The sequence below is a fragment of the Bradyrhizobium betae genome (assembly GCF_004123905.1).
Taxonomy (GTDB): Bacteria; Pseudomonadota; Alphaproteobacteria; order Rhizobiales; family Xanthobacteraceae; genus Bradyrhizobium; species Bradyrhizobium betae_A.
This window is the reverse complement of record NZ_MZXW01000050.1, coordinates 13,879-40,648: the sequence shown is the minus strand read 5'-3', so window position 1 is coordinate 40,648 and position 26,770 is coordinate 13,879. Positions and strand designations below refer to the sequence as shown.

Genomic DNA, 26,770 nt, shown 5'->3' with positions numbered 1-26,770 from the left:
TGCGCGTTATGATGCTTGTCGTCCTGGCACGCAGTGCCGAGAGGATTGGAGGATTCCGCGCTATGACGAAGTTCCGACCGAAATACATCACTTTCGATTGCTACGGCACGCTGACGAATTTCGACATGGCGGGTGCGGCAACGAGAGTCTACGGCTCGCAGCTTTCAGCCGCGACGATGGCAAGTTTCATCAAGGATTTCGCGGCCTATCGCCTGGACGAGGTTCTTGGCGCGTGGAAGCCCTACTTCGAGGTCGTGCATAATGCGGTAGAGCGCGCGTGCAAGCGCAACGGTGTCGTCTTTCGGCCGGAGGACGCCCAGCGCATCAATGAAGAGATCCACACATGGGGCCCGCATCCCGACGTCCCGGCGGGTCTGACCAAAGTTGCCAGGGAGATTCCGCTGGTCATCCTGTCGAACTCCATGAAGAACCTCATCATGTCGAACGTGGAGAAGCTCGGCGCCCCCTTCCACACGGTCATCACGGCCGAGGAAACCGGCGCCTACAAGCCGCACATGAAGGGCTTTGAGTACATGTTTGACAAGCTGGGCTGCGGTCCGGAAGACATCACCCACGTCTCATCCTCATTCCGCTATGACCTGATGACCGCCTATGACCTGGGCATCAAGAGCAAGGTATGGGTGAATCGCGGTCATGAGCCCGCCAACCCGTTCTATCAGTACACCGAGATCAAGGACATTTCGGGCCTTGCCGGCGCGGTTGGCCTGCAGATGGACATGCAGAGGAGCGCGTGAGACCGCAAGCCTGCATCTCGAACGGGCCTGGTGCGCAATACTCTCGGCTCGCGCGCCAAGGCTCCGTGCTCGATGAAGGCCCCGGGGACGAGTCGGATGGAGTACGCAGCTCGGCGCCGGTCGAAACGGGACCTTGCGTTCATACGGCGGAATGCCGCGGCATTCCTGGATGGGTTGTCCGTCGGGGACATCCCCCAACCCCGCATGCTGCGAGGAGTCGATCGCGACATCGGCGAACATCGGCAATGCCGAAAGTTTAGTCGGTGACCTGAACATCAGGTCGGGTGCACTGGAGGAAGCGGCGAAATCCCGGCTTTGCGCACTAACTGCCTTTGAAGTCGCCAGGCGACTGATAGATGAAGATGATTCCAGGTGGGAGGATATTTCCGCCAGCATCGTTCGGATCAAAGCACTCCCGCAGTTATTTGCATCAGCATGGAAGCGGAAACAGCAGCGACCCTGCTCGCGCGACTGTTGCCCGTGGTGAGCGGTCGGGAGGTCTCGATTCTCGTTGTATCGCACGACGACATCGCCTGCGCTTCGTGGGGCCAGTCGGAAGCATTGTTGGCTTCTTGCCTGGATTATTTGGCAGAACGGCCTGAAGTTGATCCGAGGCGGGTTGGTGACTTTGCCGCGTCCGATCTGCGAGTTGCGGCTGCGGATTGCGATGCGGGTCAATGGAAGTGCACAAAAACTTTGGCGTCTATCGGGTGGCTGACCAGGAGCGCGAGCGCGACGGAACAAGATGCCTCGTCGCGGCGCCGCCTGCAGTTCCTTCGGCGATTGGAATGCCCGATTCTGGTCGTCGCGGGCGGGCGCGGCATCGTTAGCGTATTGGAGGCAATTCAGTTGCACACCGACTGCACAAATGCGCGCATTGATTTGGAATTGGCCATACCACCGATGGTCCGACGTCTTGGACGGCAAATCGATAACTTCGCGATTGCGGACGATTGCATCTTCGGTTGGCTGGAACATAAGCTCGGAGCGATTGACATTCAGCAAGGGTAAGCTCGGCGCCAAGCCGAGCGCCCGCTATTGCCGGGTACTGAACCGGGCGCCATCCACGTTTGACGACAATCGCGGAAGGCGGCCCGCAACCGATCGCGTGGGCCGGCACCGTTGAGCTCAGGCGAAAGCCGCAAAGGGCGTTTCAGCAGCCTCCTCTAATCCAACCCTCCAACATGAAGGGTTTTGATCTCGAGATATTCCTCTATCCCGAGCTGGGATCCCTCACGCCCCAATCCTGACTGCTTCACCCCGCCGAAGGGCGCAACCTCTGTCGAGATGATGCCGGTATTCAATCCCACCATGCCGAACTCGAGCGCCTCGGCCACCCGCCACGACCGCTTGAGGCTCTCGGTGTAGAAGTAGGCGGCAAGACCGAACGGCGTTCCGTTCGCAATCGCAATCGCTTCTTCCTCGGTCTCGAAGCGGAAAAGCGGAGCAACGGGGCCAAAGGTTTCTTCGGAAGCCAGCAGCATTTCGGTCGTCGCGTCGCCAAGGACGACAGGGCGGGCGTATTGCCGACCCTCCGGCACCTCTTCGCTCTGAGAGATGATCCTCGCGCCTTTTTCCAAGGCATCCGCGACGTGCCGCTTGATCTTCTCAATCGCAGCTCCATTGATCATCGGCCCGATCGCGACCCCGTCTTCCGTGCCCGCGCCGACCTTCATTTTCACGACCCGGCCGGCGAGTTTCTCTGCAAAGGCGTCGTAAATGCCTGATTGTACGAGAATGCGATTGCTGCAGACGCAGGTCTGTCCGCCATTGCGGAATTTCGACGCAATCGCCCCCTCAACCGCCAGGTCGACATCGGCATCGTCAAAGACGATGAATGGTGCATTCCCGCCGAGCTCGAGACTGAGCCTCTTGATGTTATCGGCGGCGCCTTTCATCAGCAAACCGCCTACGCGAGTCGATCCGGTAAACGAGATCTTGCGAACGGTTTCATTGGCCATCAGCTCCTCGCCGATTTCCGTCGGCATACCCGTCACAATATTGATGACGCCCGCCGGAATCCCTGCCCGCTCCGCCAGAACGCCGATTGCAAGGGCCGAAAACGGCGTAAATTCGGATGGCTTGATGACCACGGTGCAGCCCGCGGCAAGTGCAGGTGCCACCTTGCGCGTGATCATCGCGTTAGGGAAATTCCAGGGAGTGATAATTCCGCAGACGCCTACCGGTTCTTTCAGCACCAGAATGCGGCGATCGACAGTTGGGGAAGGGATGGTCGATCCATTGATCCTGCGCGCCTCTTCCGCAAACCATTTTACGAAGGAGGCCCCATAGCGGATTTCTCCGAGCGATTCAGCAAGCGGCTTGCCCTGCTCCAGCGTCAGCAAGAGAGCCAAATCCTGCTCATGGCGCCGCATGAGCTCATACCAACGCTCCAATAGCGCCGCACGCTCTGCATGAGCCGTTGTCTTCCACTGTTTGAACGCATCGGCCGCAGCGTTGATTGCTGCCCTAGTCTCCTCACGCCCCATGTCGGGGATAGTGCCAAGGACGTCCTGGTTGGCAGGATCGACGACATTAATGTTGGCTTTCGCGCTCGCATCCCGCCAATTGCCGCCGATCAGCGCTTGCTGGCGAAACAGATCCATGTCTTTCAATGCAACCATCTACGTTTTCCTTTGCCGTCGGGCTCAAACCCGCCAACCCTGTTTGCGCAATCGCTTTATGTCCCTTGCCAACGGGCGAACCTGCTCGACGAGGATTCGACGCGCGCGCTCCTGGATTTTCGATTGGCGAGACAAAGCCGTCTCATTCGAGCAATACAGGACCGTACGCCACATTATTTATCGATAATGAATTGCCTGACGGCGTTGAATCGGGTCAGACGCGGCCGCGAAGTCGATTGTTCTGACGGATCGCATATTGGCGCCGCCCTGAGCATCGTGCTCAGTCATAAGCGCAGACGTAGATCTTTCGCACGGTCTCGATCGTGCGCCAGACACCGACAAAGCCCGGCTTCATCACAAAGCTGTCGCCAGCGCGGTAGATCTTCGTCTCACCGCCCTTTTCCTCAATTTCAACAAGACCGCAGATGATGTGACAAAACTCGTAGGTGGTGCCCTTGATGGAATGGGTCTCGCCGGGCGTTGCTTCCCAGACGCCGGTTAGCACCTTCTCGCCTTTCGAAGCATCCTGCGCCCAGGTCTTGAAGGATGGATTGCCCGAAATGAGCCGTTCCGGAGCAGGCAGGGCGTTCTTTGGTGCAAAGTCCGGATTGGGGTCGATGGTGACCAGAAGTGACATGGCATCTTTCCTGTTAGTAGCCGAGTGTTTGATCGACGAGACCGATGGGATTTCGCCCGGCGCGGTGGCGCCGGATGTTTTCAATGACGGATTGTGCTGCCGTATGCGGTTGCGTCGCGGACGCGATATGCGGCGTTATGATCACCCTCGGATGGGACCAGAGTGGATGGCTTTCCGGCAGCGGCTCGGGATCGGTGACGTCGAGCATGGCTGCGGCAAGGCGGCCGCTGTCGAGTGCCTCGATGAGTGCGCCCTGGTCGAGCTGCGGACCGCGGCCAACATGCAGCAGCCTCGCTCCCATCGGCAACAACGAGAAAAGCCTTGAATTCAGGATGCCGCTTGTTCGCTCCGTCAGGGGCAGAAGACAGACGAGAATATCAGTTCCTCTCAGGAAATCGCCAAGCTGATCGTCGCCATGAAAGCAGGTGACGCCCTCGATGATTTTTTTGCTGCGGCTCCACGCCGCAAGAGGAAATCGAAACGGCTTCAGGCGATCGATTGCAGCTTGAGCCAGCATCCCAAGGCCCAGGAAACCCACACGCCGATCGGTTGCCTGCGACGTGGCGAGAGCCTGCCAGACGCCCCCTCTCTGCTGCTCGCGATATGCGAGCATCTCGCGATGGAGCGTCAGCACGCCAAGGGCGACGTATTCCTGCATCATGCAGATGATGCCATCCTCGACCATGCGCACGAGCTTCACGTGGTCGGGTATGCTGTCCGGCTTGAACTGATCGACCCCCGCCCCAATGGAAAAGAGCACTTCCAGATTAAGAAAGCGCGAGACATCGTTCGGTACGTTCCAGGTCAGCAGGTACCTTACCTTTTCCGGGTCGATACATTCGCTAGAATGGTAGAATTCCAGATCGGGAAGCTCGCGCGCAAAGGCCTGGCGAAAAATTGCACCTCGGGCGGCATCGGAATTGAAAAGGAACGCCATCAACGTATGCCTTTCAAGTCCTCGCCCGAGAGGCCGGGCACTGAGCCCCTCCGCCAGCCTGACAAGAGTTGCGCACCCGACCGATCACGGCGCAGTTTGGCATTCCCCTGGGGGTTGGAAATGCGGCGAGGCTTGCAAGACATTCTTCAGCGTTCACTGCATTCACCAGCCTGTGCTATCCCGGATATCCCCAAGGCTAACCGCAAGCCGGAGCTTTCCCTGCTGAATTCAGTTGCGCTATAGGCGGAACATTCCGAATACCGACCACGAAACAGGCGAAACCTGCTGGCTTTCCGCGCTACGCTGCTGCAAAACAGGGCTTGTGCGGTCACGCAGCAGAAGGTCGACGGAACGATATGCCGTAGGCTTTGGCGTCCCGCAACGGAACGGATGACCTGAATGGGACGAACGGTACGCGTGAAGTCCTTCGAACTGGCCGCGAGGGACATCAACCAAGTTGATGTGAAGCTGCTCCACGCGCTCTCCACTGGGGTTGGCTGGCCGCATCGACCTAAGGATTGGGATTTTCTGCGCCGCGCAGGTCATGGCATCGTGGCCGTTGATGGCATAGGACGCGTCTTCGGCAGCGCGATGTGGTTCCCACAGGGCCGCGAATTCGCGACCATCGGCTTGGTGATCACATCGCCCCGCACCCAGGCACAAGGCACGGGGCGATGGCTTATGGAACAGGTCTTTGAGCGCTGTGGCGATCGGAATTTGGCCCTGAACTCGACCGATGCAGCGTATCATCTTTATCTTTCACTAGGCTTCACGAAGGAAGCGACCGCGTTTCAGTGGCAAGGAGAGGTCGTAGCGACCAATCCCGCACTGCCAGTTCTGGACGGTGAATTGAGGCCATCGTCGGCAGAAGATCTCGAGGAGATTGCAGCACTCGATGAGCGCGCGATTGGAATAAACCGGCACAGGCTGCTTGCTCTGCTTGCTGAGAATGCTTCAATCTGCACCCTAAGGCGCCGCGGCGAAATCGTCGGCTACTCCATGAATCGCGAGTTCGGGCGTGGTCGCGTGATTGGTCCCATCGTGGCCAGCAATGATCGCGACGCGATCCATCTCACGGCCGTGCATCTCAAGGCTCTCACCGGACAGTTCGCCCGTGTGGATACGCGGGAGCAGACGGGTCTGTTTGCTGACTTTCTCCAGCAGAGCCGCCTCGGGATGAACGACACCGTCGCGACCATGTCCAAGGGAAAGCGATTCTTGAACCGGGAAGATGACGAACCGTGGGTCTACGGGTTGGCCGGCCATGCGCTGAGTTGAAGCGATGTGGACCAATCCAAGAGAAGAGGCTGATGAGCGTTCCCCAGAGGCTAGAGGGCCTATGATGGGTCAGGTCGCAGAACTCTGGCGCTATCCGGTGAGCTCCATGGCAGGCGAACAGCTCACCGTGGCTCGCGTCGAGGCAGGCGGCATTGCCGGCGACCGGATCTGGGGAGTGCTCGATGAAGCAACCGGCCGCATCGCCTCCCCTGGGCGGGAAAAGCACTTTATCGGCGTGCCGCGCGCACATGCCAGGATCGCTGATGGCGGCGTCGCCGTCTCGGTCGATGGCAGGAGTTGGGCTGGACCGGAGGACGCCTCTATGCGGGAAGCCCTGTCGACGATCTTCGGCTTCAAGCCGATGCTGACGCCGTTCGACCCCGTCGGGTCCGGCGGTTTCCGCCCTCGCTACGAGCACGCTCCGATCCACCTCTTGACCACGGCTGCACTGCGCAGCCTTAGCCGAGAATTGCCCGACAGCGTCATCGACACGCGCCGCTTTCGTCCGAACATTCTTGTCGACTGGCAAGATGAGGACGACGCGATGCCTGAAAAAGACTGGATCGGCCGGGAGATCAGGATCGGAGACGTCGTGTTGCGGGGCACGAGGCCTTGCGGACGCTGTGGCTTCATCACGATCGAGCAGGATCGCTTGCCGGTCGACGTCGAAATCCTGCGCAGAGTGGTCCAGCGTCACGGTCGTGATTTCGGGATCTATTGCGACGTCGTGATCCCCGGCCACGTGACAACCGGTGCGACGGTCGTCGTTGCGTAGGCTCTGTAGGCAATTCCCGCAGTGAACTCGAAATTGCCGTTCCAGCCCCTGCTGCGGGCCCTTCGTACACGCATAGCGGCTTCCGCGCTATTTTTCCGTCAACGCCTCGATGAATGGTTGGTATTTTTTGGAGAGCTTGCGAAGCGCCTCGACGACCTTCTTTTTCCTGGCCTCGTCCATGTCGGGCTGGTTTGCAAACGTTAAGAGATTAACCTCGACTTCGCGCCAAAAGGCAGGCCCACCGCGCAAAACCGGGGCAATATAAACGAGACTAATAGTCAGCTCAGATGCATCTCGCTTCGGCACGTCGCATAAGACGATAGCAATGCCGTGTAGAATATGAGCGTGCCAGAACTCATTCGGCAAGTCATCGAGGTCGCCTGGCAAACGTGGGCTTGTGGGGCGCGCGGAAGGCTTCGCGTTTTCAGAGATTTCCAGCCAAAGGAGCGGCAGGGCTTGGATTTGTTCAAACCGCCGTAACCAGCCCGGCGTGTTTCAAGAAATCGATCGGAGAGACGAGGCGGCCTAGGTCTCCCCGCATCTTTCAGACTTAGCCAATATTCAGCTAGGGTTGTCGCTTAAGCTCGGCTTCAGCTGCGGATTCCTTCATTGTGACGCAAGACAGGATCGGCATCTCCAGGACGATCTCGATTTTTCTATAGTCGTATTCGTCAACACGCCCTTGCTGTGCCAGAAACGCGTTCTTGTAGGCATCCCTGTTCATCAAAGCTCCCTGATAAGCTTTGAGCGCAGAATTGTAGCTCGTCCACCTGGCGCACGCGCCCTCATCGAGTTGAAGATAGTATTCAAGGGCGGCGGCCTTCCCATTGATGTCGAGAAGCTGAGATCTCCCAGGTCCAATGGTTGGAAAGCTTCGAAACTCTTCTAGATCGGGCAGCTTCAATATTTGCATGTTCGCAGGAACGTTGAGCTGCCGACACCGGTCAAAGTTAAATTGCCCTCCGGTGTCATTATTGAAGAGCACAATGACGTTGTTCTGCACGCTGATGCTAATCAGCCCCTGAACGAACTTGAAAAGATTGCCGGTGCCCGTGAATGGGTATCCCTCTTCCATGTCAACGAAGGTAAAAAAAAGTCGGCAACGTGCGGCTTAAGCAATCTCAGCGCGTGCTTAAGAATTACGGCGTCCGAGCTGCTCTCCGTGACAACCAGGGCAGCCCGACATAGGCGTGCGCGCGTTCCAGTGATGCTAGACCTTCGGGAGCGAACTGCGGCAGGTCGACGCCGCAATGGTTTATTTCCTCGATGGCATCGCCGAAATTTCTCACGTAGCTCAAGTGCTCTTCGATCGAAGACGTCGTCCAACTGCCGTTGGAGAGTCGCTTAAGACGCGCCATGCGGCCGCTCCGATTTCCGATGGTTCGTCGACTGCTCTAAAGCCGGCGCAACTGGACCCTTTGCGCGGAAGCTGACCATAGAGGACGAGTAACATCCCTGGCGGATCAGTTTTATTTCTACCAACTTATGTAGACATCACCGCGATCTTCGGTCCAAAAGCCGACCGCATTCCCCGAGGCAATTGCCTCCTTCGTGGCGCCCGTCGGAGGCCTGTAGCCCGAAGTCGACATACCCTGGCCGCCGCCCGGACCGACATTATAGGTAATTGTTGTCCTGGTGTTGTAGCCTTCGACGTCCGACCCCTTCTGAATCGTCAAGGTGCCGTTGCTGATTGCCGCTTCCAAGGCTGCCCGCTTGTCGGCGGGAAAATCCTGCAATGCGCCCTCAAGGCTATCCCGATATTTCGCGATGAAGTCGGCATCGGAAATCGACGCATCTCCCGCCTTCGATCCTGCGGTCCAAGTCGTGGGCTTCGTAGCGCCCGACGCCTGCCCCCTCAATTTGTCGAACAGGGAGCCCTGTCCTTTCGTGCTGTCGTGAGAAGTAGCACTCTTCCCATCGGGGTCCTTCAGCGATTGAAGAAACCCACTCAATTTGTCAGCGGCCACTTGTTCGATATTCGCCCGCGCCAGAATTTGCTTGGCGCGGTCAGAAAGGTCTACTACGTCCACTGGATCGCTGGACGTCGTTTGCGCTTGCGTATCAACGACCGCCGAACTGGTCACCGTGCCCGATGACGCCGGATCAAGCAGCGAAGTTAGAACATTGGCGGGCGAATTGTTCGTCGCAGCGATCGACGTCATGGCGAGACCTTTCCAAGCAGCACTATTCCGGAGAGTGTAGTTGTATGAACGCCGATCGACAACCTGCGAAGATACAATAGAAATCGCGATAACGATGAAGAAAGCGTTAAAACGACGCGGGCGTCCTTGGCTGACCAATCGACATGAAGCAGCGGCGGCCGCCGATGCGACCGCCGCTTTTCTCGCTATCGATGGTCTTAGCGCATCCTGAAAGTCGCCTGCCAGCCGCCCGAGATGGAGCCGTCGCTGACCACCTCGCAGATCGGACGCCCGCCGCTGCCCTTGTAGGCGTTGGCCGAGGAGAAGAGGCCGCCCGAGCTACTGGCGGAGATCTGGAACTGACAGCCGTAAATGCCACTCTGGTACCTGACGTTGCAGAGCGTGGAGGAACTCGTGGTCGTCCCGTTGAACTGCCCGGACGAACCCGATGAGCTGATCGAGAACGGCGGCGAGATCGACCCGCCGGTGCAGCTCGAAGTGTCGAGAGTGATCGTGGCGCCGAATTGATTGAGGACGTTGGTGTAGCGCGCCGTAGCCTGAGCCGAAGCTGCTGTCGTACTCGCAACAGCGAGAACTCCGGCAAAGATGACGCCCGCAACCGCTTTCCAAACCAGACCAAACTTAGCTTTCATGAGAACCTCCCTGGGCTTTGCAAGAGCCGCGTCATGCGACCTGCCTCGTTCGTCTCGCGAGATCGCGAGACTGATGAATGGTCACGCTGCAGCGCAGGACTGCGACGCGTGCCGCTATAGATCGGGAGGCCGAACTCGGCGGGAAGCGAAGAGAATCTGCGACGGTCATGTTGGCCTCAATCACGGTACTGATTGAGAGCTGATGTACCGCTTGCAACAAGTTTGGGTTTTATAAGATTGACACGACACGCGCTTCGTGCAGGTCGCGCTAAGAGCGCAAACGCTTATTCAGACGCCGGCGCACGCAATGTGGTCGGGCTCTGAAATGGCGCGAGTTGCCGTCGCGTATGAACGACGGTGTAAATCAGTTGGATCGAATCTAAGCGGTGGAACCGTATGAGTTTCGAAAAGAGCACTTATGCGCGTAACGGAATAGCCTTGATTTGCGTTCTAACCTACGATTGTTATATCATGAGTTGCAATCGAGGACTGCATGGTGATGTTCCCTCCGTTCGAGGAAACGTACGAAAAAATAGTGCGCTCAAACACTCTGGCCGAGCTCGCGGAATCTATCAGGGAAATACGCGATGAATACGGCCTTGCACATCTTGTCTATCACGCGGTCCATCTGCCGCAATCGAGCGAGAGCAATCCTATACTGCTTCTAACTTATGATCCTGAGTGGGTGCGGCGCTATACCACACGTGACTACTTCCTGATTGATCCTGTTGTGCAGCAGGGACGTCGCGGATTTCTTCCGCTCGATTGGAGTGATGTTGATCATGACTCGCTACAGGCCCAAGCGTTCTTTCGGGAGGCTGCAAGGTTCGAGGTTGGACAGAATGGAATGACCCTGCCGGTGCGGGGACCAGGCGGTGAAAGAGCACTACTATCAATCACCTCCAACGTGGCTTCGCGTGATTGGCAACGCGAGCGGCTGAACATCATGCGGGATTTCCAACTCGTGGCGCATGTCGTTCATGATCAAGCCGTTCGTCTTTCGCAGTTGCGAGGCCCGGGGTTACCTCGACAACTCTCGGCCCGCGAGCGTGAAACCCTACAGCTCGCGGCGCGGGGTTTTGCTCCCAAGCAGATCGCTGCCGACCTTCATCTGTCGCCGACGGCAGTCCGTCTTTACTTGCAGGGGGCGCGATCCAAGCTCGAGTGTGCGACTTTAACGCAAGGGATCGCCAAAGCGATTAGTCTCGATATCATCCAAGCTTAACATCAAGGGATGCGGGCGGCCTGCGTCTTTGGACGCGCTGTTGTTCCGCTTGCTTCATTTTATCGGCCCCGCTGAAGTCGCTTCGGCTGTCAAGCTTCTCATTCGTCAGATTGCGACCCTCGATCACGGCGCGTGAGATTGCGCCTGCGAGGGCAATGATGATCCGTAGTCTTACCTACTCAGACCGCCTCCAGCAGGAAACCCTTTTTCGACAGATGTTTCGAGGACGCGCCCGGACGTTTTCGGAAAGGCTCGGATGGAACGTGAAAGTCGAGCAGGGGATGGAGTGTGATCGGTACGACGGCCTACCGACCGTTCGCTACCTTATTGCCACGGACGCAGCAGAGAGAGTGGTCGGCTCCTTACGGCTTCTTCCGACCACGGGAGAGACCATGCTTCGAAACGAATTCGCGGCTTATTTCGGCGAGTTGTCAGGTCTTGAAGGTCCGGGGACCTGGGAATGCACGCGCTTCTGCACGCATCCGCGAGCGGGCGATAGCTCTCACGCCGGGGCTGCGATTTCAGCCGAGCTGCTAATCACCCTCTGCCAGTTCGCGATGGACTTCGGAATAGAAAGGATCGTCGGCGTCTACGAAGCGCCCATGGTCCGCGTTTACCGGCGGATCGGATGGTGCCCTCGTGGAATTGCACGGAACCATTCTGAGGCTGGCGATCTTCGTGTAGGCGTCTGGGACGTTTCCCGCATCGCATTGCAGTCGATGAAGAAGGCTCAGATGAACGCGCTAGGGGGACCGATCGTCGTCCCCCACATGGCCCGCGCCGTCGGCGAACTTTGACCTCCTGCGCCCGGCAGAGCCAAGCTATCGATGGATCACGAGCCGGTCTCCTGTTCGTAGCCCCGATAGGACTTCGACCCCGGTCGTTGTTGTCGAGCCAAGAACGATCTCGCGATCCCCGGTTTCTCCTGTTTGCATGTCTTCCACGGTCACCCAATCGCCGGTTGACCTCCGCTGAACCGCTCCGAGGGGTATAACGATTGCGTCTGCCTTGCTTTGAACGGTGATCGTGAGGCGGGCCGACATCCCGATACGAATGGAGCGACGCCGAGCGTCGTCGCCGCCAGTGATCGCCGCGCGAACATTGAACACGGCCGCCTTGGAAGATGCGTCCCGATCCGCTTCCGCACTCACGCTGATGACGCGCCCACTTAGCGGAGCGCCGGGAAACGCATCGCTGGCTATATTGACGGGTTGTCCGACCCGGACGTGATTGACGTCGACTTCGTCCACCTTTCCGTCCACGACTAGGCTTTCCATGTCTGCGACCGTAAAGAGAGCTTGTCCTCGCTGTACGCGAGAGCCAAGCTCGACCACCGTTGGCGCTGCACCGGGCAGGCCACTCGGTGCCGGTCGCATCAAGACACCGGCGGCAGGGGTACGCAATGTGGCGCCGTCTGCCTGCTTTTTGACATCGGCGAACTTCGCTTTTGCGACCTCTAGGTCCAGCTCAGCAAGTCGCCGTCCTTCCGCTCCGCCTCGCGCTGCCGCCACCGTAAGATCCTGTTGCGCCCCGGCTACGAGAAGCTTTTGGCTGTCTCGCTGTTGAACGAGCGAGGCATATTCGTCGCTGGACACGATGCCCCGATCGAGAAGGCCTTTTGTTTCGATGACTTTCCGGTCAAGGTTCGTCAGCGTGACTTGGGCGGCCTCCAATGCTCGTCTTGCCCGCGTAACTTCGGGACCATTATCCCAATGACTAATGTCGTTCTCGGCCATGGCGGCCTTGAGGAGCGCGGACTGCGCCTCGCGCAGGCGCGCTTGAATCTCGCCATCGTCCATCTTAAGCAGGACGTCGCCCGCGGCCACGCTTTCCCCAAGCGACACCTTTTTCTCACCGATGACGCCGTCGAACGGAGCAATGATGACGACACCGCGACCAGCGCTAACATTGCCGAGAATGTCGAGCTGGGTTGTCAAGGCGACGGGCACGATTGATAATCGCTTCGATGCATGAATGGGCTTGACGCTATCCTGTGGCGGACGATCGCCTGGCCCGAACCGGTCCCAAGCAATTCCAGTGAGCGCAATCGCCCCGATCGCGATGAGAACAATGCACCACAGCCGGATCTTCCGGGAAAGGATTGGCTCGGAGCCCATCGGACCTGTCTCGGCGAGGACCGTATCGGTGATCCCGCTCGTGGTCATAGCCGAGTACGACCCGCCTTGACGGTGATCTAATCCGCGAGGTTTATGCGCCATGTCTTCAACGTTGTGCCAAGCTGGAGATCTATTGTCGTCAGCGCGTTGAGATAGCCGACAACGGCAGCAAGGCGCTGCTCCTCGGCGTTCCGCAGGTCGCTCTCGAGCAACCTTACCTGTACGTTGGAAGATCGTCCGACTTTCAGCTTCTCTCGCTCGATGTCCACCGCCCGGGTCGCAAGGCCGACGCCGCGACGCGCCGCCTCAAGCTGTTTCCACTGGATATTGATGCTATTAATTGAGCTCCGTATCTGCAATTCGACGCCTTGCCTGATTGATGCGAGCTGCAGTTCCGAGGTTTGCAAAGTTGCCGTCGCTTGCACGGCGGGTTGTTCCCGCCTGAGATCGTTAAGCGGCGCATTGAAGGTCACGCCAATCGTGGTATCGGCTATTTTTTGAACGCCTGGAATGGCAGCGGGTCCTGAAATGTTTCTTCGACCGAAGCTGCCCGACGCAAATAGGGACAAATCCCACAGCTTCTCGTTCTCGGCGACCGTCATGCCGAGCTTGTTTTGCTCGATGATGAGAAGTTGCCCCAGATAGTCGGGGCGTTCGCTAAGGGCAATTTGCATCATAGACGGAAGATCCGGAGCGATGCGCGACGGCTCCGTACTCTCCGTCGCGGCTGCGGGCGTTGCTAGATCGAGCGACAGCAGCACGAGCAAGGCAAGGCGCGCGTCATCGAGACCCTTTGTGGCCTGAAGAACCCGTATGTTCTGGTTTTCGACGTCGGCCTCGCTTTGTACAATCTCAACGGACGCCATCCGTCCGGCCTGGATCATGGCGCGGTTCACCTCGACTAGATCCTTGGAGCGGGACAAGGCGGCTTCGCTAAGTTTCAGTTCCTCTTGGGCTTGCAGCAACGCGCGATAGGCCAGAATGACCTGCGCGATCGTCTCGGAGACCGTTTTCTTCAAATTTAGCCGGTTGAGCTTGTCTTCAAGGCGGGCACCGCGCAACGGGGCAAGCGTGACGTCGACGCCTCCTCCCCGCAGCAGCGGCTGCACCATGTTGATGTCCGCAGTGGACGTCTGGGTCTGAACGCCGCTCCCGCTCACGATGCTGTTGTTCCAGGCAAAGCCAAGGGTCGCCCCCGTCGGCAAGAGGATTGAGGCATTTGGTGCAACGTTTGCACTTGTCACCTCTATACCTCCGACATTCTGGCGAATGGCCGTGCCAGAAACCGCGACTTTAGGTGTGAAACGATCCTCAGCGACGCGGAGTTCAAACTTCTGGGCAATCCGTTCGACGTAGGCGCTCTTGATGGAGCGATTATTTCGCAAAGCGATGAAGATTGAATCGGCGAGGCTAAGAGGCACTCCTTTCGTCATTCCCGATGTTATGCGGGAAGGCTGCAAAGAAGCCGGTGAAGAGCGCTTGGTCGAATTGGAACGTTCGGCACCTTTCACGCCTGTCTGGTGGAACGAGGCGATAAGCAGAGCGGTCAGACAGCTTCGGCGCAAGCGGGCCAGCCTCACTGACCGAGCGACAGTCATGTCAGGATGCCCGCAAGGCGAGGATCGGGTCCATTCGTGCCGCACGAAGCGCCGGATGGAGGCCGAAGAATAGAGCGACGGCAACGGCCATCCCGATACCGAGGGGGAGCGCCGTCGGGGATGGGGTAAATGCCCAACCGGCGCACGCCGCAAAGCCCCACGCCGCTGCGGTGCCGAGCACGGTTCCGAGGCTGGAGCCGATTGCCGAGAGAACCAGCGTTTCGACGACGAACATGCCTGCTACTTGCCGGCGCCGCGCTCCGATAGCCATTCGGATGCCTATTTCGCGTCGCCGTTCCATCACGTTCATCAGCATCACGTTCATCACGCCCACGCCCCCGACAACGAGCGCGATTGCGCCGATTGCCAGCAACAGAAGGCCATAGACGGCCATCTGGCGGTCTACTCCCGCGATGAGTTGCCGCGCGGTCTGGACACGAACGCCTCCGCCTTGGCGGTCGTAGCTCTTGAAGGCTTGGGTAACGGCGTCGATCATGTTCCGTTCGTCCGCCCCCACGGCAAGTCGCGCTGCGATGCTCGAAATCTTCGGATCAGGCAAGAGCCGCCTTGCGGCCGCAAACGGAATGATGATCGATTGGTTGAGGTCTACGTTGAGAACCGGATTCGGGTCGGTTTCAGCGAGGATGCCTATAATCGTGACGCGTTGGGTCTGAACGGTGAGCTGATCGCCGGGCGCGAGGACTTTTCCCACTTCAGCGCGGAGGCCCCGCGCGACATGCGCGCCCAGGACCGCGTAGGGAGACAGGCCATCGAGGGCTGTTGTCGGGCGACCAGCAGCCATGACGGCCATCGCCAATGAGTAAAACTCCTCGTCGGCAGCGATGACGGTGGCCCCGAGCGTCGCCCTGCCTGCCCGGATGGTCGTACCGGATACGATGATCGGGGCAACTGTTGCCAAACCAGTTTGCTGGTTGACCAGTTCTTTTGCAAACGCGAAAGGAATAGGAGTTGTTGCGCCAGACCCGATCAACGGCGTGATAATGACGCGATCGATGCCCAGGGATTCAAACTGGCGTTTGGCTTCAATCCGCGCGCTGTGGCCAATGTGCAGCATGGCTATGACGGCTGCAGTTCCAATACTGATACCGATCAGCGCAAGGAGTGATCTGCCTTTCAGCGAACGGACATTCCGAACGGACTCAAGAGCCAGCTCGCGCACGATGTGATGCTTTGGGCTGAAGGACATCATGATCGAAAGGCTGCATCGCGGAGCTCGCCGCGATTATCGTCGACGATCCTTCCGTCGCGGACAATAATGCGTCGCGGACAACGGGCGGCAATCGAAGGATCGTGCGTTACCAGAACCAGCGTGGTGCGATCGGTGCGATTGAGATCCAGAAAGAGATTCATGATCTCGTCGGACGTTCCGCTATCGAGGTTGCCGGTGGGCTCGTCTGCGAGGATCAGGGCGGGAGAGCCGACAAGCGCTCGAGCGATTGCCACACGCTGTTTTTGTCCCCCCGATAGCTGATCCGGGAGGCGATTGAAGTGCGCTTCCAGTCCAACGCGCTTGAGAGAAACTGTCGCGGCCGCTCGGCGAGCTGAAAGCGATATTCCCCGGTAGATCAGGGGGAGTGCGACATTGTCCAGAGCGGACAAGTTAGGCAGCAGATGAAACGATTGAAAAACGAAGCCGATAAGCCTGTTTCGAAGAGAAGCGATATGATCATCCTGCAGGTCGTAAACCGGCAGGCCATTGATGGTAATGCGGCCAGCGTCTGGACGGTCAAGCAAGCCCATCAGATTCATAAGGGTCGTTTTGCCCGATCCCGACGCGCCTGTGATGGCGCAGAGTTCCCCATGCTCGATCGCCAATGAGACCTTCTGCAACACCGATAGCGCGGCCGTCTCGCTGGTGTATGTTTTTGAAAGGTCTGAAATCACCAACATCGCCGACCCCGACGATCGCCGCCCGTCTCAAGACAACGATGGGAGGCCGAAACGCCAGGTTCGACAATCTGTCGCTTTCGCAAATTGACAGATGAAAGAAAATCTGATCGTCGTACCCTACGAGATAATCTCAAGACGGATAGCTTTTGCGATCGCCTGCTCAAACGTGGCGCATTCAAGCTTCATGCGGACGCTCCGCAGGTAAGAATGGACTGCGCTAAGTGACACGTCGAGATCCGAGGCGATTTGTCCGGGTGCCTGTCCACGAACGATCCCTTCGAGGCACTGCCGTTCGCGTGCGGCAAGAGGCCGCAATGTGCGCATGTCCCGCAATCCGGCAACGCGCATTGCTCGATCATGGAAGTAGTGCGCCAAGAGCTGCACCTCGTGAACATAATTGAGGCGCCAGCGGTGCCAGTACTCATCATTCACGTCCGCATTGATCGTGAATAAGGCGCGCTCACCAGCTGGCCCGCGAATAGGAAGCGTTATGCCGTGCCGACCAACGCCAAAGCTGGCGGCTTCCGCGAAGAAATGCCGAGCTTCTTTTGTATGATGGTCGACCGCCATCCAGTCGATCGGTAAAAACCCCCTGCGGCCGGCTCGCACCACTGGATCGATCTGAAAGTAGTCGTGCTGGACATAATGTTGAACCCAGGCGTCATCATAGGTCAGCAAAAGTAGCGCGTTGGACCTTTCGAACGCGGGGACAGATAATGCATGATAGACGAGGTGGGACAGACCGAGCTCGTCTCGCCAATCGCGCAGAATGCGTGCGAGCTCCTCGGTGGTTCCCGCACGTTCGATTTCTTGGAGAATTACTTCTCGTTGCATGCTTGCTACCTCACAAGCATATTAGGCACTAACAGACCGAAAGCGAAGCACTATCGAAACCGGCCAAGTCCGCGGCCGGCTACACATAGCGGCTCACGCGAGCCTTAAAGCGCCCGAATCAAAGACCGACGATATCGGTTCACGCGTGAAAGACTGTTAGCTATCCGTCTTGTCTAAGACGTCCCGAACTTTCGCGGCTAGGTCTGCAAAGCTAAACGGCTTGACGATCAGGTGTTCTCGATAGCGCGGCACTTCCCCCTCCGTCTGAAGTCCCAGGGTCGAAGGCATCGCTCGGTCGTTAAAGAATAGTCGATCGAGTGAATATCCCGGTTGCGCGCCGCCGTAACCGGACTAGGCCCGCGCCAATGAGCGGGAAGGCCCGACAGGCCGCCGCTTGCGGCGCTCGCCTCGGTCTTGACGGCCGCGGGCCCGCAGGCCCTTAAATCGTCTAATCGGAAGGCCTGACAGCGAGCCGGCATGAAACCTCCGTCCGTTCCGCAAACTGCGAGTTACACCTAGGCCAATTGGCGGCGTGCGATCGAGGGCAAAGCTTGCCAGGAAACGACCGAGGCGCTGCCTTTCAACGACACGTGGATGACGGGGGAAGTTTCGGATCTGGGGCCGTATGCGCTCATAGGTGAACGCTTCGTTCGCCCCGCGGCTTGTCGTGCAGCGGAAATACTTCGCCTTGATAGGCAAATCCTTCCGTAAGCGACCGTGCCAGATGCTGGAGCGTCCGGTCGGCGAAGGCACGGTAGTATCCTTCGTTTTCGTCGGTCAGCAGCACGTGCAAGGCGTTGTGGAAGTCATCGCCCCACTGTGCATCATAGAGCCTCGCACGGCCGTCCCGGCGCTCGAGCAGGCTCGCTTGATTGGCCTCGTTCTCGAGCATCAAGTACACGTGCCGGCCATTGACCTGCTCGCGAACGGTTTCCGCCAGCTCGACGAGGAAATGCCGTTCGGAATCGTCCTTCAAGGCATGCACGGCATCGAAGCGCAATCCATCGAAGCCGTAGTCACGCAGCCACATCAGGGCGTTGTCGATCGGGAACTGGCGCACGAACGCGCCATGCTCGCCTTCAAGGTTGACGGCAGGCCCCCAGCCCGTCGTGTGTCGATCAGTAAAGAAATTCTTGGCGTAACTGTGCAGATAATTGAGCTGTGGTCCGAAATGATTGTAGACCACGTCGAGATACACCATCATGTCACGCTGATGAGCCGCTCGCAGCAGCCTCTTGAGATCTTCGGGACGGCCGTAGCGCGCGTTTGGAGCATTGAGCAGGACACCGTCATAACCCCAATTGTGTCGGCCGGGGACATCATTGATGGGCATCAGCTCGATTGCGCTGATCCCGAGATCGCGAAGGTGATCGAGCCTCTTCTCTACGCCCGCGTAAGTCCCCTCGTCCGAGAATGTACCGACATGCAGCTCGTAGATGACCGCTTCGGTCCACGGCCGCCCGCGATAAGGATCGGCATCCCGAAGCGCGGGCGTGTTGATGACCTCGCTCGGTTGGCCGACATCATCGGGCTGGAAGGAGGACGCCGGAACGGGAACCACGAGCGCCCCATTGATCCGATACTGGTAGCGCGTACCCACGTGGGCCGTCGCGCTAAGAGACTGATACCAGCCCTGCCGGTCGCGGGGCATGCGCCGCGGCGCCTGGCCAACTTCGAGCAACTCGACGGATTTCGCCGACGGCGCCCAGAGATTGAAAACAACGCCGTGCCCAGCGATGTGCGCCCCATGCCGCCGGGGTTGCCCGGCGACTCCCAACTTCTCGGTCAAGCTTTCCTCGCAGTCTGGCTGGCGGATTTGGTTTTTCTGGCGACACGCACGTTGCCGGCCGATTTTGGGCAAGGCGCTACGATTTCGCCGTGCCAGGCTCAGCCATCTTGCGATGCTGCTTGGCCAGCACCTCGTTGGGCGTGACGTTCGCGAGCGTGGTCTGAAGCTTGTTCTTCATTCCGGTGACCACGTCAGATTCCCCGCTCATCATGGCCTCGAAGCCGGCCTTCGCGACATCGTGCGCATTGTCCTTTTTCTCGGTACCGACCTTGGTGTCCATCATGTCGGCGCGGCGGAAGAATTCGGTTTCGGTCGCTCCCGGCATCAGGCAGGTGACGGTCACTCCGCTGTCTCGAAGCTCCTCGCGCAACGCGAATGAGAACGAATCCAGGAACGCCTTGCTGCCGTTGTAGACGGCCTGAAAACTGCCGGGCATGAAGCCGGCGATTGACCCCGTGATCAAGATGCGTCCGGAATTGCGCCTGAGCATTTCGTTACCGACGCGGTGGATCAGATAGAGCGTTCCCGTAATGTTGGCTATCCACCACGCGCCTGATGCGCTGGAAGTCCTGGTCGAGAAAGGCGTTGCCGAGGCCCACACCAGCATTCGCCAGCAGCGCGTCGATCGGCCGGCTTCCAACCGCGGCACACAGCTTGTCGACCCCCTCTGTCGTCGCCAGATCCGCCTGCACCGCCTGGACGCTGCCACCGAGGGGACGGAGCTCCGCCGCGGCGCTTTCGATAGCTGCTTCGTCCGCGGCAATGACGAGATCGAAGCCGGCCTCGGCGGCACATTTCGCAAGTTCCAGACCTATCCCGGTAGATGCTCCGGTCACCAGGGCGAGTTGCTTTTCTGGCATGAGGGTATCCTCGATTGGGTTGATGACGTCCAATTGCCCTCCCACGCCGTCGTTCCTATTCACGCGCACGCCGGTTGCGACGCGGCGATTTTGCGGACTGCGATAGCAACCATCGTTCTTCATTCGACTTAGATGGCTCGTAACGGATCTCGGAGGACAGAGATGAAGGCGCTGGTTTGGCACGGTAAGGAGGATATACGGTGCGACGCGGTCACCGATCCGGAGATACAGGATCCCCGCGACGCCATCATCAAGGTCACCAGCTGCGCCATCTGCGGCTCCGACCTCCACCTCTTTCATAATTTCATTCCGGGGATGCTGCCCGGCGATATCATGGGCCACGAGACCATGGGCGAGGTGGTCGAGGTCGGCTCCGGGGTCGACGGCAAGATCAAGAAGGGCGACCGCGTCGTCGTCCCCTTCACCATCATTTGCGGCGAATGCGAGCAGTGCAAGCGCGGCAATTTCTCGGTCTGCGAAACCACGAATCGGAAGCGTCACCTCGCCGACAAGGTGTTCGGACACACGACGGCCGGCCTGTTCGGTTACACGCATCTGACCGGCGGCTATCCCGGCGGACAGGCCGAGTATCTGCGCGTTCCCTATGCCGACGCCACGCACATCAAGGTTCCAGCCGGCATCCCCGACGAGCAACTGCTGTTCCTCAGCGACATCTTCCCGACGGGCTGGCAGGCCGCTGTGCAATGCGACATCGAGCCGACCGACACCGTCGCGATCTGGGGCTGCGGCCCGGTGGGGCAGATGGCGATCCGCAGCGCCATTCTGCTGGGCGCCAATCAGGTGATCGCGATCGACTGCCTGCCCGAGCGCCTCAGCATGGCAGAAGCTGGCGGAGCCACAACGGTCAACTTCGAAACCGAAAGCGTGGTCGAGCGGCTCAGCGAGCTGAGCGACGGCAAGGGCCCGGAGAAGTGCATCGATTGCGTCGGTATGGAGGCACATGTCATGGCCTCACAGCCGGATACGTTGCTCGACCGTGCCAAGCAGATGGTGATGATCGAGAACGACCGCCCTCACGTGCTTCGCGAGATGATCTATGTCTGCCGTCCCGGCGGCATCATCTCGGTCGCCGGTGTCTATAGTGGACTCTCCGACATGCTCCCGATGGGCGCGTTCATGAACAAGGGCCTGACGATGCGAACCGGTCAGACCCACGTCAACCGCTGGACCGATGATCTGCTCCGCCGTATCGAGCAGGGCGATATCGATCCGTCGTTCGTCATTACCCATACAGTGCCGCTGCAGCAGGGACCGGAGATGTACCAAATGTTCCGCGACAAGCGGGACTCCTGCATCAAGGTCGTATTGAAACCCTGAAGGAGCTGTCAGACATGTTTCATTTTTCCAACATCGTGCGCACCAAGGGTGATCCCAAGATCGTCGAGGGAGGACCGAGCCCGAAGCAACCAGCGGATCAACTCGCGCGCGCGCTCGGCTGGTTCAGCATTGGGCTTGGCCTAGTCGAGCTTTTGGCGCCGCGTCGCGTCACGGAAACGCTGGGCATGGAAGGCAACGAGACCCTGATCAGAGCTTTCGGCATCAGGGAAATCATGGCCGGAATCATGTCGCTGTCAGTGGACAAGAATGCCGGGCTCTGGGCTCGTGTCGGCGGAGATGGGCTGGATGCGGCTGCGTTGCTGTCCGGCCTGACCGCGGACAATCCCAAGAAGGGCAACATCGCGCTCGCACTGCTGATGGTCGGCGGCATTGCCATGCTCGACTACCGGGCCGCCCAGGACACCAAACCGCGCCGACCGGCGCGCGAGGCAAGGCGAAAACTTTTTCCGAACCGAAGCGGCTATCCCAAGGGACTCGAGGGCGCGCGAGGCGTTGCAAGGCAGATCGCGGCACGTCCCAAGTCGCCGTCGCTAAATCCTTCCTGACCGCATGAGGCACGACAACGTCGAGCAAAGCGAGGCCGCTGAAGCCACGGTAGAACGGCCGTGGTGGCACTGCGCGACAATCTGCGAAATCGCGTTGATCTCGTTTCAGGACTCCAATGGCGACGGCAAAGGCGACTTGGCAGGCCTGCTGTCGCGCGTTGACTATCTGAAGTGGCTCGGCGTCGATGCGGTGTGGCTGACGCCGATTTACAAAAGTCCGTTCCGGGATCTCGGCTACGATATCTCGATGCAGGAACTATCGGGCTTCCCAAGAGTCTCACCAGGATCTCTGGCATCCCCCAACCCTGGCCGGAGGTCAATCGGAAGAAAGCCGCGATCCGCCCCCCTCGCCGCCTTCAGGGGGCGGGATCAGCGCACGACGTCGAGGTTGACGATGAGCGAGGCGAAGACCTGACCCAGCGGACCGCCGGCAAGGCCAAGCAAGCCGTCGGGGAAATCATCTGAGATCAGGATCTCCATGAGCAAGGCAAGGCTGAGGCAGGCCGCGACGATCTCGATGCGCCGAACGAACCCGACCGGCTGAAGCAGCGCAAGCGCTTGAAGTGAAGGCCATCGCCCCTCAAGCTTCCGGCGCGCGGAACTTTGATTCCAGCGGTCGGCCGTTCGACAAGTCGCATAGGCGCTCACGGTGCATTGCGGCGGCCACGCTCGGTCTGATCAGCAGTACTTTTTCCACCGTTGTAAGCCAGCTGTTTGCGGCGCGGATCGGCCGCGATGCGGCCGTCGACTGGATGACCGTCGCGGCGATTCCCGCGCGAGACTGGGCGCTCAGTTCGGAGCCTTCATGGAGCGCGATCCTCACCGGGATCGCATTTCATCAATGGGCAGATTTTTCCTGGGCGCTGGTGTTTTTCGGCGTGCTCGGCCGATGGACCGCCGACTTGCGGCCGCTGACAATCCTGTCGTTCGCGTTACCTTGGGCCGTCTTCTCCTCGGCGACGGAATGGTTCGTGCTGGTGCCTCTCTTTCCGTTCTGGCAACCGCTGTTCACGCTGCAACAACCTTATTGGATCGGCCCCCTCGTCCACGGCTCGTCTGCCATCATCTACCCACTGTTTGCGCGGCTGCGTTGGAAATGGGGCCATGCCCCGGCGCGAGATGTGCGCTTCACCAGCGCCTGGGTCATGGGTGCGATAACGGCCATCGCAGTACTCGGGATATTCGCGTTGTTCGGCGCTCACGGCTACGAGCTGCCCTGGATCGGCCGCGACAAGGATGAAGACCAAGCTTATATCCGTCACATGAGCGCACACCACGCTCAAGGCATCGATCTGGCGCGGATCGCTGCGGAGCGCGCGCAGGATCCGCATCTGCGGAAGCTTGCGATGCTGATGGTCGCGAGCCAAGCGGGTGAGAACCGGATTTTTGAAACCTGGTGGCTGAGTTGGTTCGACACCGAGATGCCGGACTGCAGCGCCGAGGAACGAGCGGCCATGCCCGGCTTTCTCACCATGGCCGAGATGCGTCAGATCAAGGCCGCGCCAGTCGACCATTTCGACTCGGCCTTTGTCGAACTGATGAGCAAGCATCACAGGGGGCGGTGAAGATGGCCGATCAGATGTGGCATAGCCCGGGAGATATTCGCCTGCGCGTGATGGCGCACGCCATTCGCCACGAACAGCAGGGCGAAATCGCCCTGATGGAGCACGTGCAGGGGCTTGCCGCTGTTTTCGCGGCCTTCCGCAATATGCTGGCGGATAATGTCAATTGAACGAGGCTTCGTCACCTGCATGTCATCGGTCCACCACCGGGCTTTCCGTCGCCACCTTGGCACGGCACTTTCCCTACCACCGATCCCCTGCCCTCAAGCGCCGAGGAACCTTTATTTTCAGATGGCGCTTGCGAGCAGGAGAAAGAGAGATGACCAAAGCGGAAATCACAGCACCTTTTTTGAAACGGCTGAAGGTCAGCACCGAGATCGATGAGGAAGATGAGCGCGCGATCAAGAGTCTCCCGATAGTGACCAAGCAGATGGCCAATGGTGAAGCAATTGCGTCTATTGGGGATCGCCCTTCCGCCTGCTGCCTGGTTATCGAGGGGTTTGTGCTACGATCGAAGATCGTCGGCGTCGGGCAGCGCCAGATCATGGCATTCCACCAGCCGGGTGACATTCCCGATCTGCAGAGCCTTTTCCTTCACGTCATGGATCACGACGTCAGCGTGCTCGGCAATTGTGTGTTGGGCTTCATACCCCACACTCCATTGCAGGAGTTGATAAAGCATCGTCCCAACATTGCGCAGGCTCTTTGGCGAGACACCCTTACGGACGCGGCCATCTTCCGCGAATGGATCTGCAATGTCGGTCAGCGCGATGCAACGAGCCGCGTAGCACACCTCGTGCTGGAATTGTACACCAGGTTGAAGGCCATCGGGAGGACCGACGGACTCAGCTTCAGCTTTCCGGCAACTCAAGCACTTTTCGCTGACGCCGTCGGAACCAGTGTGGTCCACATGAACCGCGTGGTCCAGGAGTTGCGCAACCAGGGTCTTCTGGAATTCGACAGGGGGCGTATTTCCATACTCGACGAAACCAAACTCCGAAAGGCGGCCGACTTCGACGCCCTCTATCTCCACCTGGATCCCTCGCTCTGAGCCATGCGGTATTATTTCGACATCGCAGATGATTTCCTCGCCGTGTCGGACAGCGAGGGGACAGAATATGCCAGTCTCGAAGTCGCTACGAAGGAAGCGATCATCGCCGTAACGTCGATCGCCAGGGACGTGTTCACGTCGAAGGGGTCACAAGTCACCGTGACCGTGAGAAACGAAGACAGGCCTCTGTTTGAAATGACCGTCAGGATGGCCCGCAGGCAATTGGACTGACGTTCCTGGTCCGATCTGGGCCATGGATGCCGCCTGAGAACCGCTATGCAAGCGAGGCGATCTGCTGGAAGTCAGAGCTACGCGGGCAGTCTACTTGGCGCCGGTCGTGACGCTGGGCGACGAGTTCGGACTTGACGAGGTCGTCAGGTCGCGGATATCGCGACCGCTATAAAAGATAATCGTCGCAGCCACGGCAATGATGAAATGAAAATCGCACCGATCGCCCAAGCGGTCGGGCTGGTGCGGCGCCGCCGATCGCTTCTTGGTTCTCCCGCCTCCAGCTTCATATGCGTCTTCCTTGCGAGAAAATGTGGAGAATGCGAACCGGTGCGCGAGGGCGGACTCCACTTGTGGAGCAAGCACGCGAGCTGGGAGGGCTTCAGGCGGACAACCCCCGTTTGTCGGCAAGTGTCGCGCCGCGCTGACGCGTCAACAACTCGGCGACGGCATGATTGCCGGCCTCAGTGAGTCCATCTAGAGTCTGGGTACGGGATTTCGCGCACTCGACGATTCGCTTGGCCACAAACGTTCGCGCACCGTGATGAGCGAACGTTTCCGGAAATGTCATGCAGGCGCGCTCCAGCGCCGCGTCCATGCGGGCGATCGTACGTTCATTGAATTGTTCGGCGATCAGCATCATGTCCTCTCTACCCCGGAGCAGGCCACCGGACCGTGGCCCCTGCCGGTAAGCCGCCCGAGTTGATCCATCAGCGCACTCGCCCGAAGCTTAGAGAAGCCAAAAGCCTTGCTCATTCACAAAGGTTAATTGCCGCCGCGCGCTGACCTGGCGCCCGGGCGGCGGCCCGCCCAAGTGGCCTAGCGAAGATGCGCAGGCAATATCTTGTGAATACGTGTGGCAGCGATCGCGGCATGGCCGGTGCCGACCGCGATCTGGTGAAGATCCGAAACCACGTCGCCGGCAGCAAAGAGGCCCGAGACACTGGTGCATTGATGCTCATCGACTTCAAGACAGCCGGCAGACCCCGTCGCGGCACCGAGCGCCACTGCAAGGCTGGATCTGACATCGCAGCCGAGGGCTGGATAGAGAACATCAAAGCAGGCCTCACCCTCCTTTGTGGCCGCCCAGATCTTCTGGCCACTCATGCTGAGCTCGCTCGTCCCCGTCGAGACGAGAATGCCGTCGCGGTCGAGCTCTTCCCGGCCCGGCGGCTCTGAAACGTGTTGCCAGAGCAAGGTCACCTGACTGGAGTAGGCGCGCAGAAATTTCGCCTTGCTGATCGCGGCCTCGCCCGCCCCCAACACCGCGATACGTTGATCGGAGGCCTCGAAGGCATCACAGACCGGGCAGTAGCGCACGAGCCCCGTCCTGACAGCTTCGTCGAGCCCCTCCATCTGCGGCGCGATGTCCACGATCCCCGTCGCAAGCACAATAGTACGGGCGCTGACCTCGCCCTGGCCACTCTTCGCAACGAAGCCTGCCGGCGTTTTCTCGACCTCGGCGATCCAGTCTCGCGTGACGGACACCCCATAGAACGCGGCCTGCCGGGCGGAGCGCTCAAGCAGTTCGGCGCCGGAGATTCCCGTCGGGAAACCCGGATAATTGTGGCTTGTCGGGATCAATGCGGCGCGGCTGTGGCCGGCATCGTAAACGGCGACCGATCGCCGGTAGCGTGCCAGATAGATGGCCGCCGTAAGACCAGCGGGTCCCCCACCGACGACGAGACAATCAAGCATGAGCGCTCCCTCGATTCCTCGCGAGGATAAGCGCCTCGGCTCATTTTGGCTCCAATATCCAACAAAACTGCAAAACAACCCCATGCACAGTAGCCGGGACAAGCCAATTCAATGACTTGGCCGGCCGCCGCAAGAGTTTGCGGATTTTACGAATTTGAACTTGCCCCGTCGGGCAAAACAGGAGCATGATGTC

The 26,770-nt window shown here is 59.3% G+C and carries 26 protein-coding genes and 3 pseudogenes; 12 read left to right on the top strand and 17 right to left on the bottom strand.

The annotated features are described in order from the left end of the window. The first annotated feature begins 62 nt into the window (after positions 1 to 62). Both B5V03_RS32800 and B5V03_RS32795 read left to right on the top strand, forming a co-directional pair. Positions 63 to 755 (top strand): haloacid dehalogenase type II, encoded by a 693-nt coding sequence (locus B5V03_RS32800; RefSeq protein ID WP_129274529.1) that lies wholly within the window; start codon positions 63 to 65, stop codon positions 753 to 755. 372 nt (positions 756 to 1,127) lie between these two features. After that, the gene (locus B5V03_RS32795; protein WP_129274528.1) at positions 1,128 to 1,766 is read left to right on the top strand and encodes a hypothetical protein; all 639 of its coding nucleotides are present in this window, start codon (positions 1,128 to 1,130) and stop codon (positions 1,764 to 1,766) included. A 155-nt stretch (positions 1,767 to 1,921) separates the two neighbouring features. On the opposite strand, the gene B5V03_RS32790 is transcribed toward B5V03_RS32795, so the two are convergent. From B5V03_RS32790 to B5V03_RS32780, 3 genes are all read right to left on the bottom strand, one after another. Further along, positions 1,922 to 3,379 carry an NAD-dependent succinate-semialdehyde dehydrogenase gene (locus tag B5V03_RS32790; RefSeq protein ID WP_129274527.1) on the bottom strand — a complete coding sequence of 486 codons (1,458 nt, stop codon included), beginning with the start codon at positions 3,377 to 3,379 and terminating at the stop codon, positions 1,922 to 1,924. Between the two features lie 280 nt (positions 3,380 to 3,659). Continuing rightward, positions 3,660 to 4,016 carry a cupin domain-containing protein gene (locus B5V03_RS32785; protein ID WP_129274526.1) on the bottom strand — a complete coding sequence of 119 codons (357 nt, stop codon included), beginning with the start codon at positions 4,014 to 4,016 and terminating at the stop codon, positions 3,660 to 3,662. Between the two features lie 13 nt (positions 4,017 to 4,029). Beyond that, on the bottom strand, positions 4,030 to 4,953 hold the full coding sequence (locus tag B5V03_RS32780) for a 2-hydroxyacid dehydrogenase (RefSeq protein ID WP_129274525.1): 924 nt from the start codon (positions 4,951 to 4,953) through the stop codon (positions 4,030 to 4,032). Between the two features lie 399 nt (positions 4,954 to 5,352). Between B5V03_RS32780 and B5V03_RS32775 the strand changes: the two genes are divergently transcribed. After that, complete coding sequence (locus B5V03_RS32775; RefSeq protein WP_129274524.1) at positions 5,353 to 6,231, top strand: GNAT family N-acetyltransferase; 879 nt, start codon at positions 5,353 to 5,355, stop codon at positions 6,229 to 6,231. 61 nt (positions 6,232 to 6,292) lie between these two features. Then, entirely contained in the window at positions 6,293 to 7,006 is a 714-nt protein-coding gene (locus B5V03_RS32770; RefSeq protein ID WP_164988455.1) for an MOSC domain-containing protein, read from the top strand. An 87-nt stretch (positions 7,007 to 7,093) separates the two neighbouring features. Here the strand turns inward: B5V03_RS32770 and B5V03_RS32765 are convergent, their stop codons facing one another. The 5 genes from B5V03_RS32765 to B5V03_RS32745 all read right to left on the bottom strand — a co-directional run bounded on the left by B5V03_RS32765 (position 7,094) and on the right by B5V03_RS32745 (position 9,800). After that, a complete protein-coding gene (locus B5V03_RS32765) occupies positions 7,094 to 7,372 on the bottom strand; it encodes a hypothetical protein (protein ID WP_129274522.1) in 279 nt (92 codons plus the stop codon). 199 nt (positions 7,373 to 7,571) lie between these two features. Next, the gene (locus B5V03_RS32760; protein WP_129274521.1) at positions 7,572 to 8,081 is read right to left on the bottom strand and encodes a hypothetical protein; all 510 of its coding nucleotides are present in this window, start codon (positions 8,079 to 8,081) and stop codon (positions 7,572 to 7,574) included. A 64-nt stretch (positions 8,082 to 8,145) separates the two neighbouring features. Beyond that, entirely contained in the window at positions 8,146 to 8,364 is a 219-nt protein-coding gene (locus B5V03_RS32755; RefSeq protein WP_129274520.1) for a hypothetical protein, read from the bottom strand. 117 nt (positions 8,365 to 8,481) lie between these two features. Beyond that, positions 8,482 to 9,168, bottom strand: coding sequence for a hypothetical protein (locus B5V03_RS32750; protein ID WP_129274519.1), 687 nt, complete (start codon positions 9,166 to 9,168; stop codon positions 8,482 to 8,484). 197 nt (positions 9,169 to 9,365) lie between these two features. Further along, a complete protein-coding gene (locus tag B5V03_RS32745) occupies positions 9,366 to 9,800 on the bottom strand; it encodes a hypothetical protein (RefSeq protein ID WP_129274518.1) in 435 nt (144 codons plus the stop codon). Positions 9,801 to 10,293: 493 nt separating this feature from the next. On the opposite strand from B5V03_RS32745, the gene B5V03_RS32740 reads away from it, so the two are divergent. Both B5V03_RS32740 and B5V03_RS32735 read left to right on the top strand, forming a co-directional pair. After that, positions 10,294 to 11,025, top strand: coding sequence for a helix-turn-helix transcriptional regulator (locus B5V03_RS32740; RefSeq protein WP_245502409.1), 732 nt, complete (start codon positions 10,294 to 10,296; stop codon positions 11,023 to 11,025). A 155-nt stretch (positions 11,026 to 11,180) separates the two neighbouring features. Further along, positions 11,181 to 11,822 (top strand): acyl-homoserine-lactone synthase, encoded by a 642-nt coding sequence (locus B5V03_RS32735; protein WP_129274517.1) that lies wholly within the window; start codon positions 11,181 to 11,183, stop codon positions 11,820 to 11,822. 24 nt (positions 11,823 to 11,846) lie between these two features. Here B5V03_RS32735 and B5V03_RS32730 read toward each other — a convergent pair whose 3' ends face one another. The 7 genes and pseudogenes from B5V03_RS32730 to B5V03_RS32700 form a co-directional block, all read right to left on the bottom strand. Further along, on the bottom strand, positions 11,847 to 13,190 hold the full coding sequence (locus B5V03_RS32730; RefSeq protein WP_164988453.1) for an efflux RND transporter periplasmic adaptor subunit: 1,344 nt from the start codon (positions 13,188 to 13,190) through the stop codon (positions 11,847 to 11,849). Positions 13,191 to 13,219: 29 nt separating this feature from the next. Further along, entirely contained in the window at positions 13,220 to 14,653 is a 1,434-nt protein-coding gene (locus B5V03_RS32725) for a TolC family protein (RefSeq protein WP_164988452.1), read from the bottom strand. A gap of 88 nt (positions 14,654 to 14,741) precedes the next feature. After that, positions 14,742 to 15,950, bottom strand: a complete 1,209-nt coding sequence (locus B5V03_RS32720) for an ABC transporter permease (RefSeq protein ID WP_129274514.1) — start codon at positions 15,948 to 15,950, stop codon at positions 14,742 to 14,744. Beyond that, positions 15,947 to 16,651 carry an ABC transporter ATP-binding protein gene (locus B5V03_RS32715; protein ID WP_129274513.1) on the bottom strand — a complete coding sequence of 235 codons (705 nt, stop codon included), beginning with the start codon at positions 16,649 to 16,651 and terminating at the stop codon, positions 15,947 to 15,949. Before B5V03_RS32715 ends, B5V03_RS32720 begins: the two co-directional genes overlap by 4 nt. A gap of 117 nt (positions 16,652 to 16,768) precedes the next feature. Next, entirely contained in the window at positions 16,769 to 17,485 is a 717-nt protein-coding gene (locus B5V03_RS32710) for a helix-turn-helix transcriptional regulator (RefSeq protein ID WP_129274512.1), read from the bottom strand. 631 nt (positions 17,486 to 18,116) lie between these two features. Then, entirely contained in the window at positions 18,117 to 19,274 is a 1,158-nt protein-coding gene (locus B5V03_RS32705) for an alpha-amylase family glycosyl hydrolase (RefSeq protein WP_245502408.1), read from the bottom strand. Positions 19,275 to 19,350: 76 nt separating this feature from the next. After that, positions 19,351 to 20,134: pseudogene (locus B5V03_RS32700) on the bottom strand (SDR family NAD(P)-dependent oxidoreductase). Positions 20,135 to 20,296: 162 nt separating this feature from the next. Between B5V03_RS32700 and B5V03_RS32695 the strand changes: the two are divergent. The 6 genes and pseudogenes from B5V03_RS32695 to B5V03_RS32670 all read left to right on the top strand — a co-directional run bounded on the left by B5V03_RS32695 (position 20,297) and on the right by B5V03_RS32670 (position 24,882). Then, positions 20,297 to 21,472, top strand: a complete 1,176-nt coding sequence (locus B5V03_RS32695; RefSeq protein ID WP_129274511.1) for a zinc-dependent alcohol dehydrogenase — start codon at positions 20,297 to 20,299, stop codon at positions 21,470 to 21,472. Between the two features lie 14 nt (positions 21,473 to 21,486). Further along, positions 21,487 to 22,038, top strand: a complete 552-nt coding sequence (locus B5V03_RS32690) for a hypothetical protein (RefSeq protein WP_129274510.1) — start codon at positions 21,487 to 21,489, stop codon at positions 22,036 to 22,038. A gap of 4 nt (positions 22,039 to 22,042) precedes the next feature. After that, a pseudogene (locus B5V03_RS32685) lies at positions 22,043 to 22,285 on the top strand (alpha-amylase family glycosyl hydrolase); the annotation flags it as partial. Positions 22,286 to 22,691: 406 nt separating this feature from the next. Further along, a pseudogene (locus B5V03_RS32680) lies at positions 22,692 to 23,770 on the top strand (DUF305 domain-containing protein). A 149-nt stretch (positions 23,771 to 23,919) separates the two neighbouring features. Then, on the top strand, positions 23,920 to 24,651 hold the full coding sequence (locus B5V03_RS32675) for a Crp/Fnr family transcriptional regulator (RefSeq protein ID WP_129274509.1): 732 nt from the start codon (positions 23,920 to 23,922) through the stop codon (positions 24,649 to 24,651). Positions 24,652 to 24,654: 3 nt separating this feature from the next. Next, positions 24,655 to 24,882 carry a DUF6894 family protein gene (locus B5V03_RS32670; RefSeq protein ID WP_129274508.1) on the top strand — a complete coding sequence of 76 codons (228 nt, stop codon included), beginning with the start codon at positions 24,655 to 24,657 and terminating at the stop codon, positions 24,880 to 24,882. A 379-nt stretch (positions 24,883 to 25,261) separates the two neighbouring features. Here B5V03_RS32670 and B5V03_RS32660 read toward each other — a convergent pair whose 3' ends face one another. Next, positions 25,262 to 25,522, bottom strand: a complete 261-nt coding sequence (locus B5V03_RS32660) for a hypothetical protein (RefSeq protein WP_129274507.1) — start codon at positions 25,520 to 25,522, stop codon at positions 25,262 to 25,264. Positions 25,523 to 25,698: 176 nt separating this feature from the next. Continuing rightward, entirely contained in the window at positions 25,699 to 26,577 is an 879-nt protein-coding gene (locus B5V03_RS32655) for an NAD(P)/FAD-dependent oxidoreductase (protein WP_129274506.1), read from the bottom strand. Between the last annotated feature and the right edge of the window lie 193 nt (positions 26,578 to 26,770).

Bases quoted from the DNA above. Each gene is read 5' to 3' on its own strand.
- B5V03_RS32750 (WP_129274519.1), bottom strand. From the start codon at position 9,168: ATGACGTCGATCGCTGCGACGAACAATTCGCCCGCCAATGTTCTAACT.
- B5V03_RS32740 (WP_245502409.1), top strand. From the start codon at position 10,294: ATGGTGATGTTCCCTCCGTTCGAGGAAACGTACGAAAAAATAGTGCGC.
- B5V03_RS32730 (WP_164988453.1), bottom strand. From the start codon at position 13,190: ATGACCACGAGCGGGATCACCGATACGGTCCTCGCCGAGACAGGTCCG.
- B5V03_RS32735 (WP_129274517.1), top strand. From the start codon at position 11,181: ATGATGATCCGTAGTCTTACCTACTCAGACCGCCTCCAGCAGGAAACC.
- B5V03_RS32710 (WP_129274512.1), bottom strand. From the start codon at position 17,485: ATGCAACGAGAAGTAATTCTCCAAGAAATCGAACGTGCGGGAACCACC.
- B5V03_RS32655 (WP_129274506.1), bottom strand. From the start codon at position 26,577: ATGCTTGATTGTCTCGTCGTCGGTGGGGGACCCGCTGGTCTTACGGCG.
- B5V03_RS32755 (WP_129274520.1), bottom strand. From the start codon at position 8,364: ATGGCGCGTCTTAAGCGACTCTCCAACGGCAGTTGGACGACGTCTTCG.
- B5V03_RS32780 (WP_129274525.1), bottom strand. From the start codon at position 4,953: ATGGCGTTCCTTTTCAATTCCGATGCCGCCCGAGGTGCAATTTTTCGC.
- B5V03_RS32715 (WP_129274513.1), bottom strand. From the start codon at position 16,651: ATGTTGGTGATTTCAGACCTTTCAAAAACATACACCAGCGAGACGGCC.
- B5V03_RS32660 (WP_129274507.1), bottom strand. From the start codon at position 25,522: ATGATGCTGATCGCCGAACAATTCAATGAACGTACGATCGCCCGCATG.
- B5V03_RS32785 (WP_129274526.1), bottom strand. From the start codon at position 4,016: ATGTCACTTCTGGTCACCATCGACCCCAATCCGGACTTTGCACCAAAG.
- B5V03_RS32695 (WP_129274511.1), top strand. From the start codon at position 20,297: ATGAAGGCGCTGGTTTGGCACGGTAAGGAGGATATACGGTGCGACGCG.
- B5V03_RS32675 (WP_129274509.1), top strand. From the start codon at position 23,920: ATGACCAAAGCGGAAATCACAGCACCTTTTTTGAAACGGCTGAAGGTC.
- B5V03_RS32690 (WP_129274510.1), top strand. From the start codon at position 21,487: ATGTTTCATTTTTCCAACATCGTGCGCACCAAGGGTGATCCCAAGATC.
- B5V03_RS32775 (WP_129274524.1), top strand. From the start codon at position 5,353: ATGGGACGAACGGTACGCGTGAAGTCCTTCGAACTGGCCGCGAGGGAC.
- B5V03_RS32800 (WP_129274529.1), top strand. From the start codon at position 63: ATGACGAAGTTCCGACCGAAATACATCACTTTCGATTGCTACGGCACG.
- B5V03_RS32790 (WP_129274527.1), bottom strand. From the start codon at position 3,379: ATGGTTGCATTGAAAGACATGGATCTGTTTCGCCAGCAAGCGCTGATC.
- B5V03_RS32670 (WP_129274508.1), top strand. From the start codon at position 24,655: ATGCGGTATTATTTCGACATCGCAGATGATTTCCTCGCCGTGTCGGAC.
- B5V03_RS32745 (WP_129274518.1), bottom strand. From the start codon at position 9,800: ATGAAAGCTAAGTTTGGTCTGGTTTGGAAAGCGGTTGCGGGCGTCATC.
- B5V03_RS32720 (WP_129274514.1), bottom strand. From the start codon at position 15,950: ATGATGTCCTTCAGCCCAAAGCATCACATCGTGCGCGAGCTGGCTCTT.
- B5V03_RS32760 (WP_129274521.1), bottom strand. From the start codon at position 8,081: ATGGAAGAGGGATACCCATTCACGGGCACCGGCAATCTTTTCAAGTTC.
- B5V03_RS32770 (WP_164988455.1), top strand. From the start codon at position 6,293: ATGATGGGTCAGGTCGCAGAACTCTGGCGCTATCCGGTGAGCTCCATG.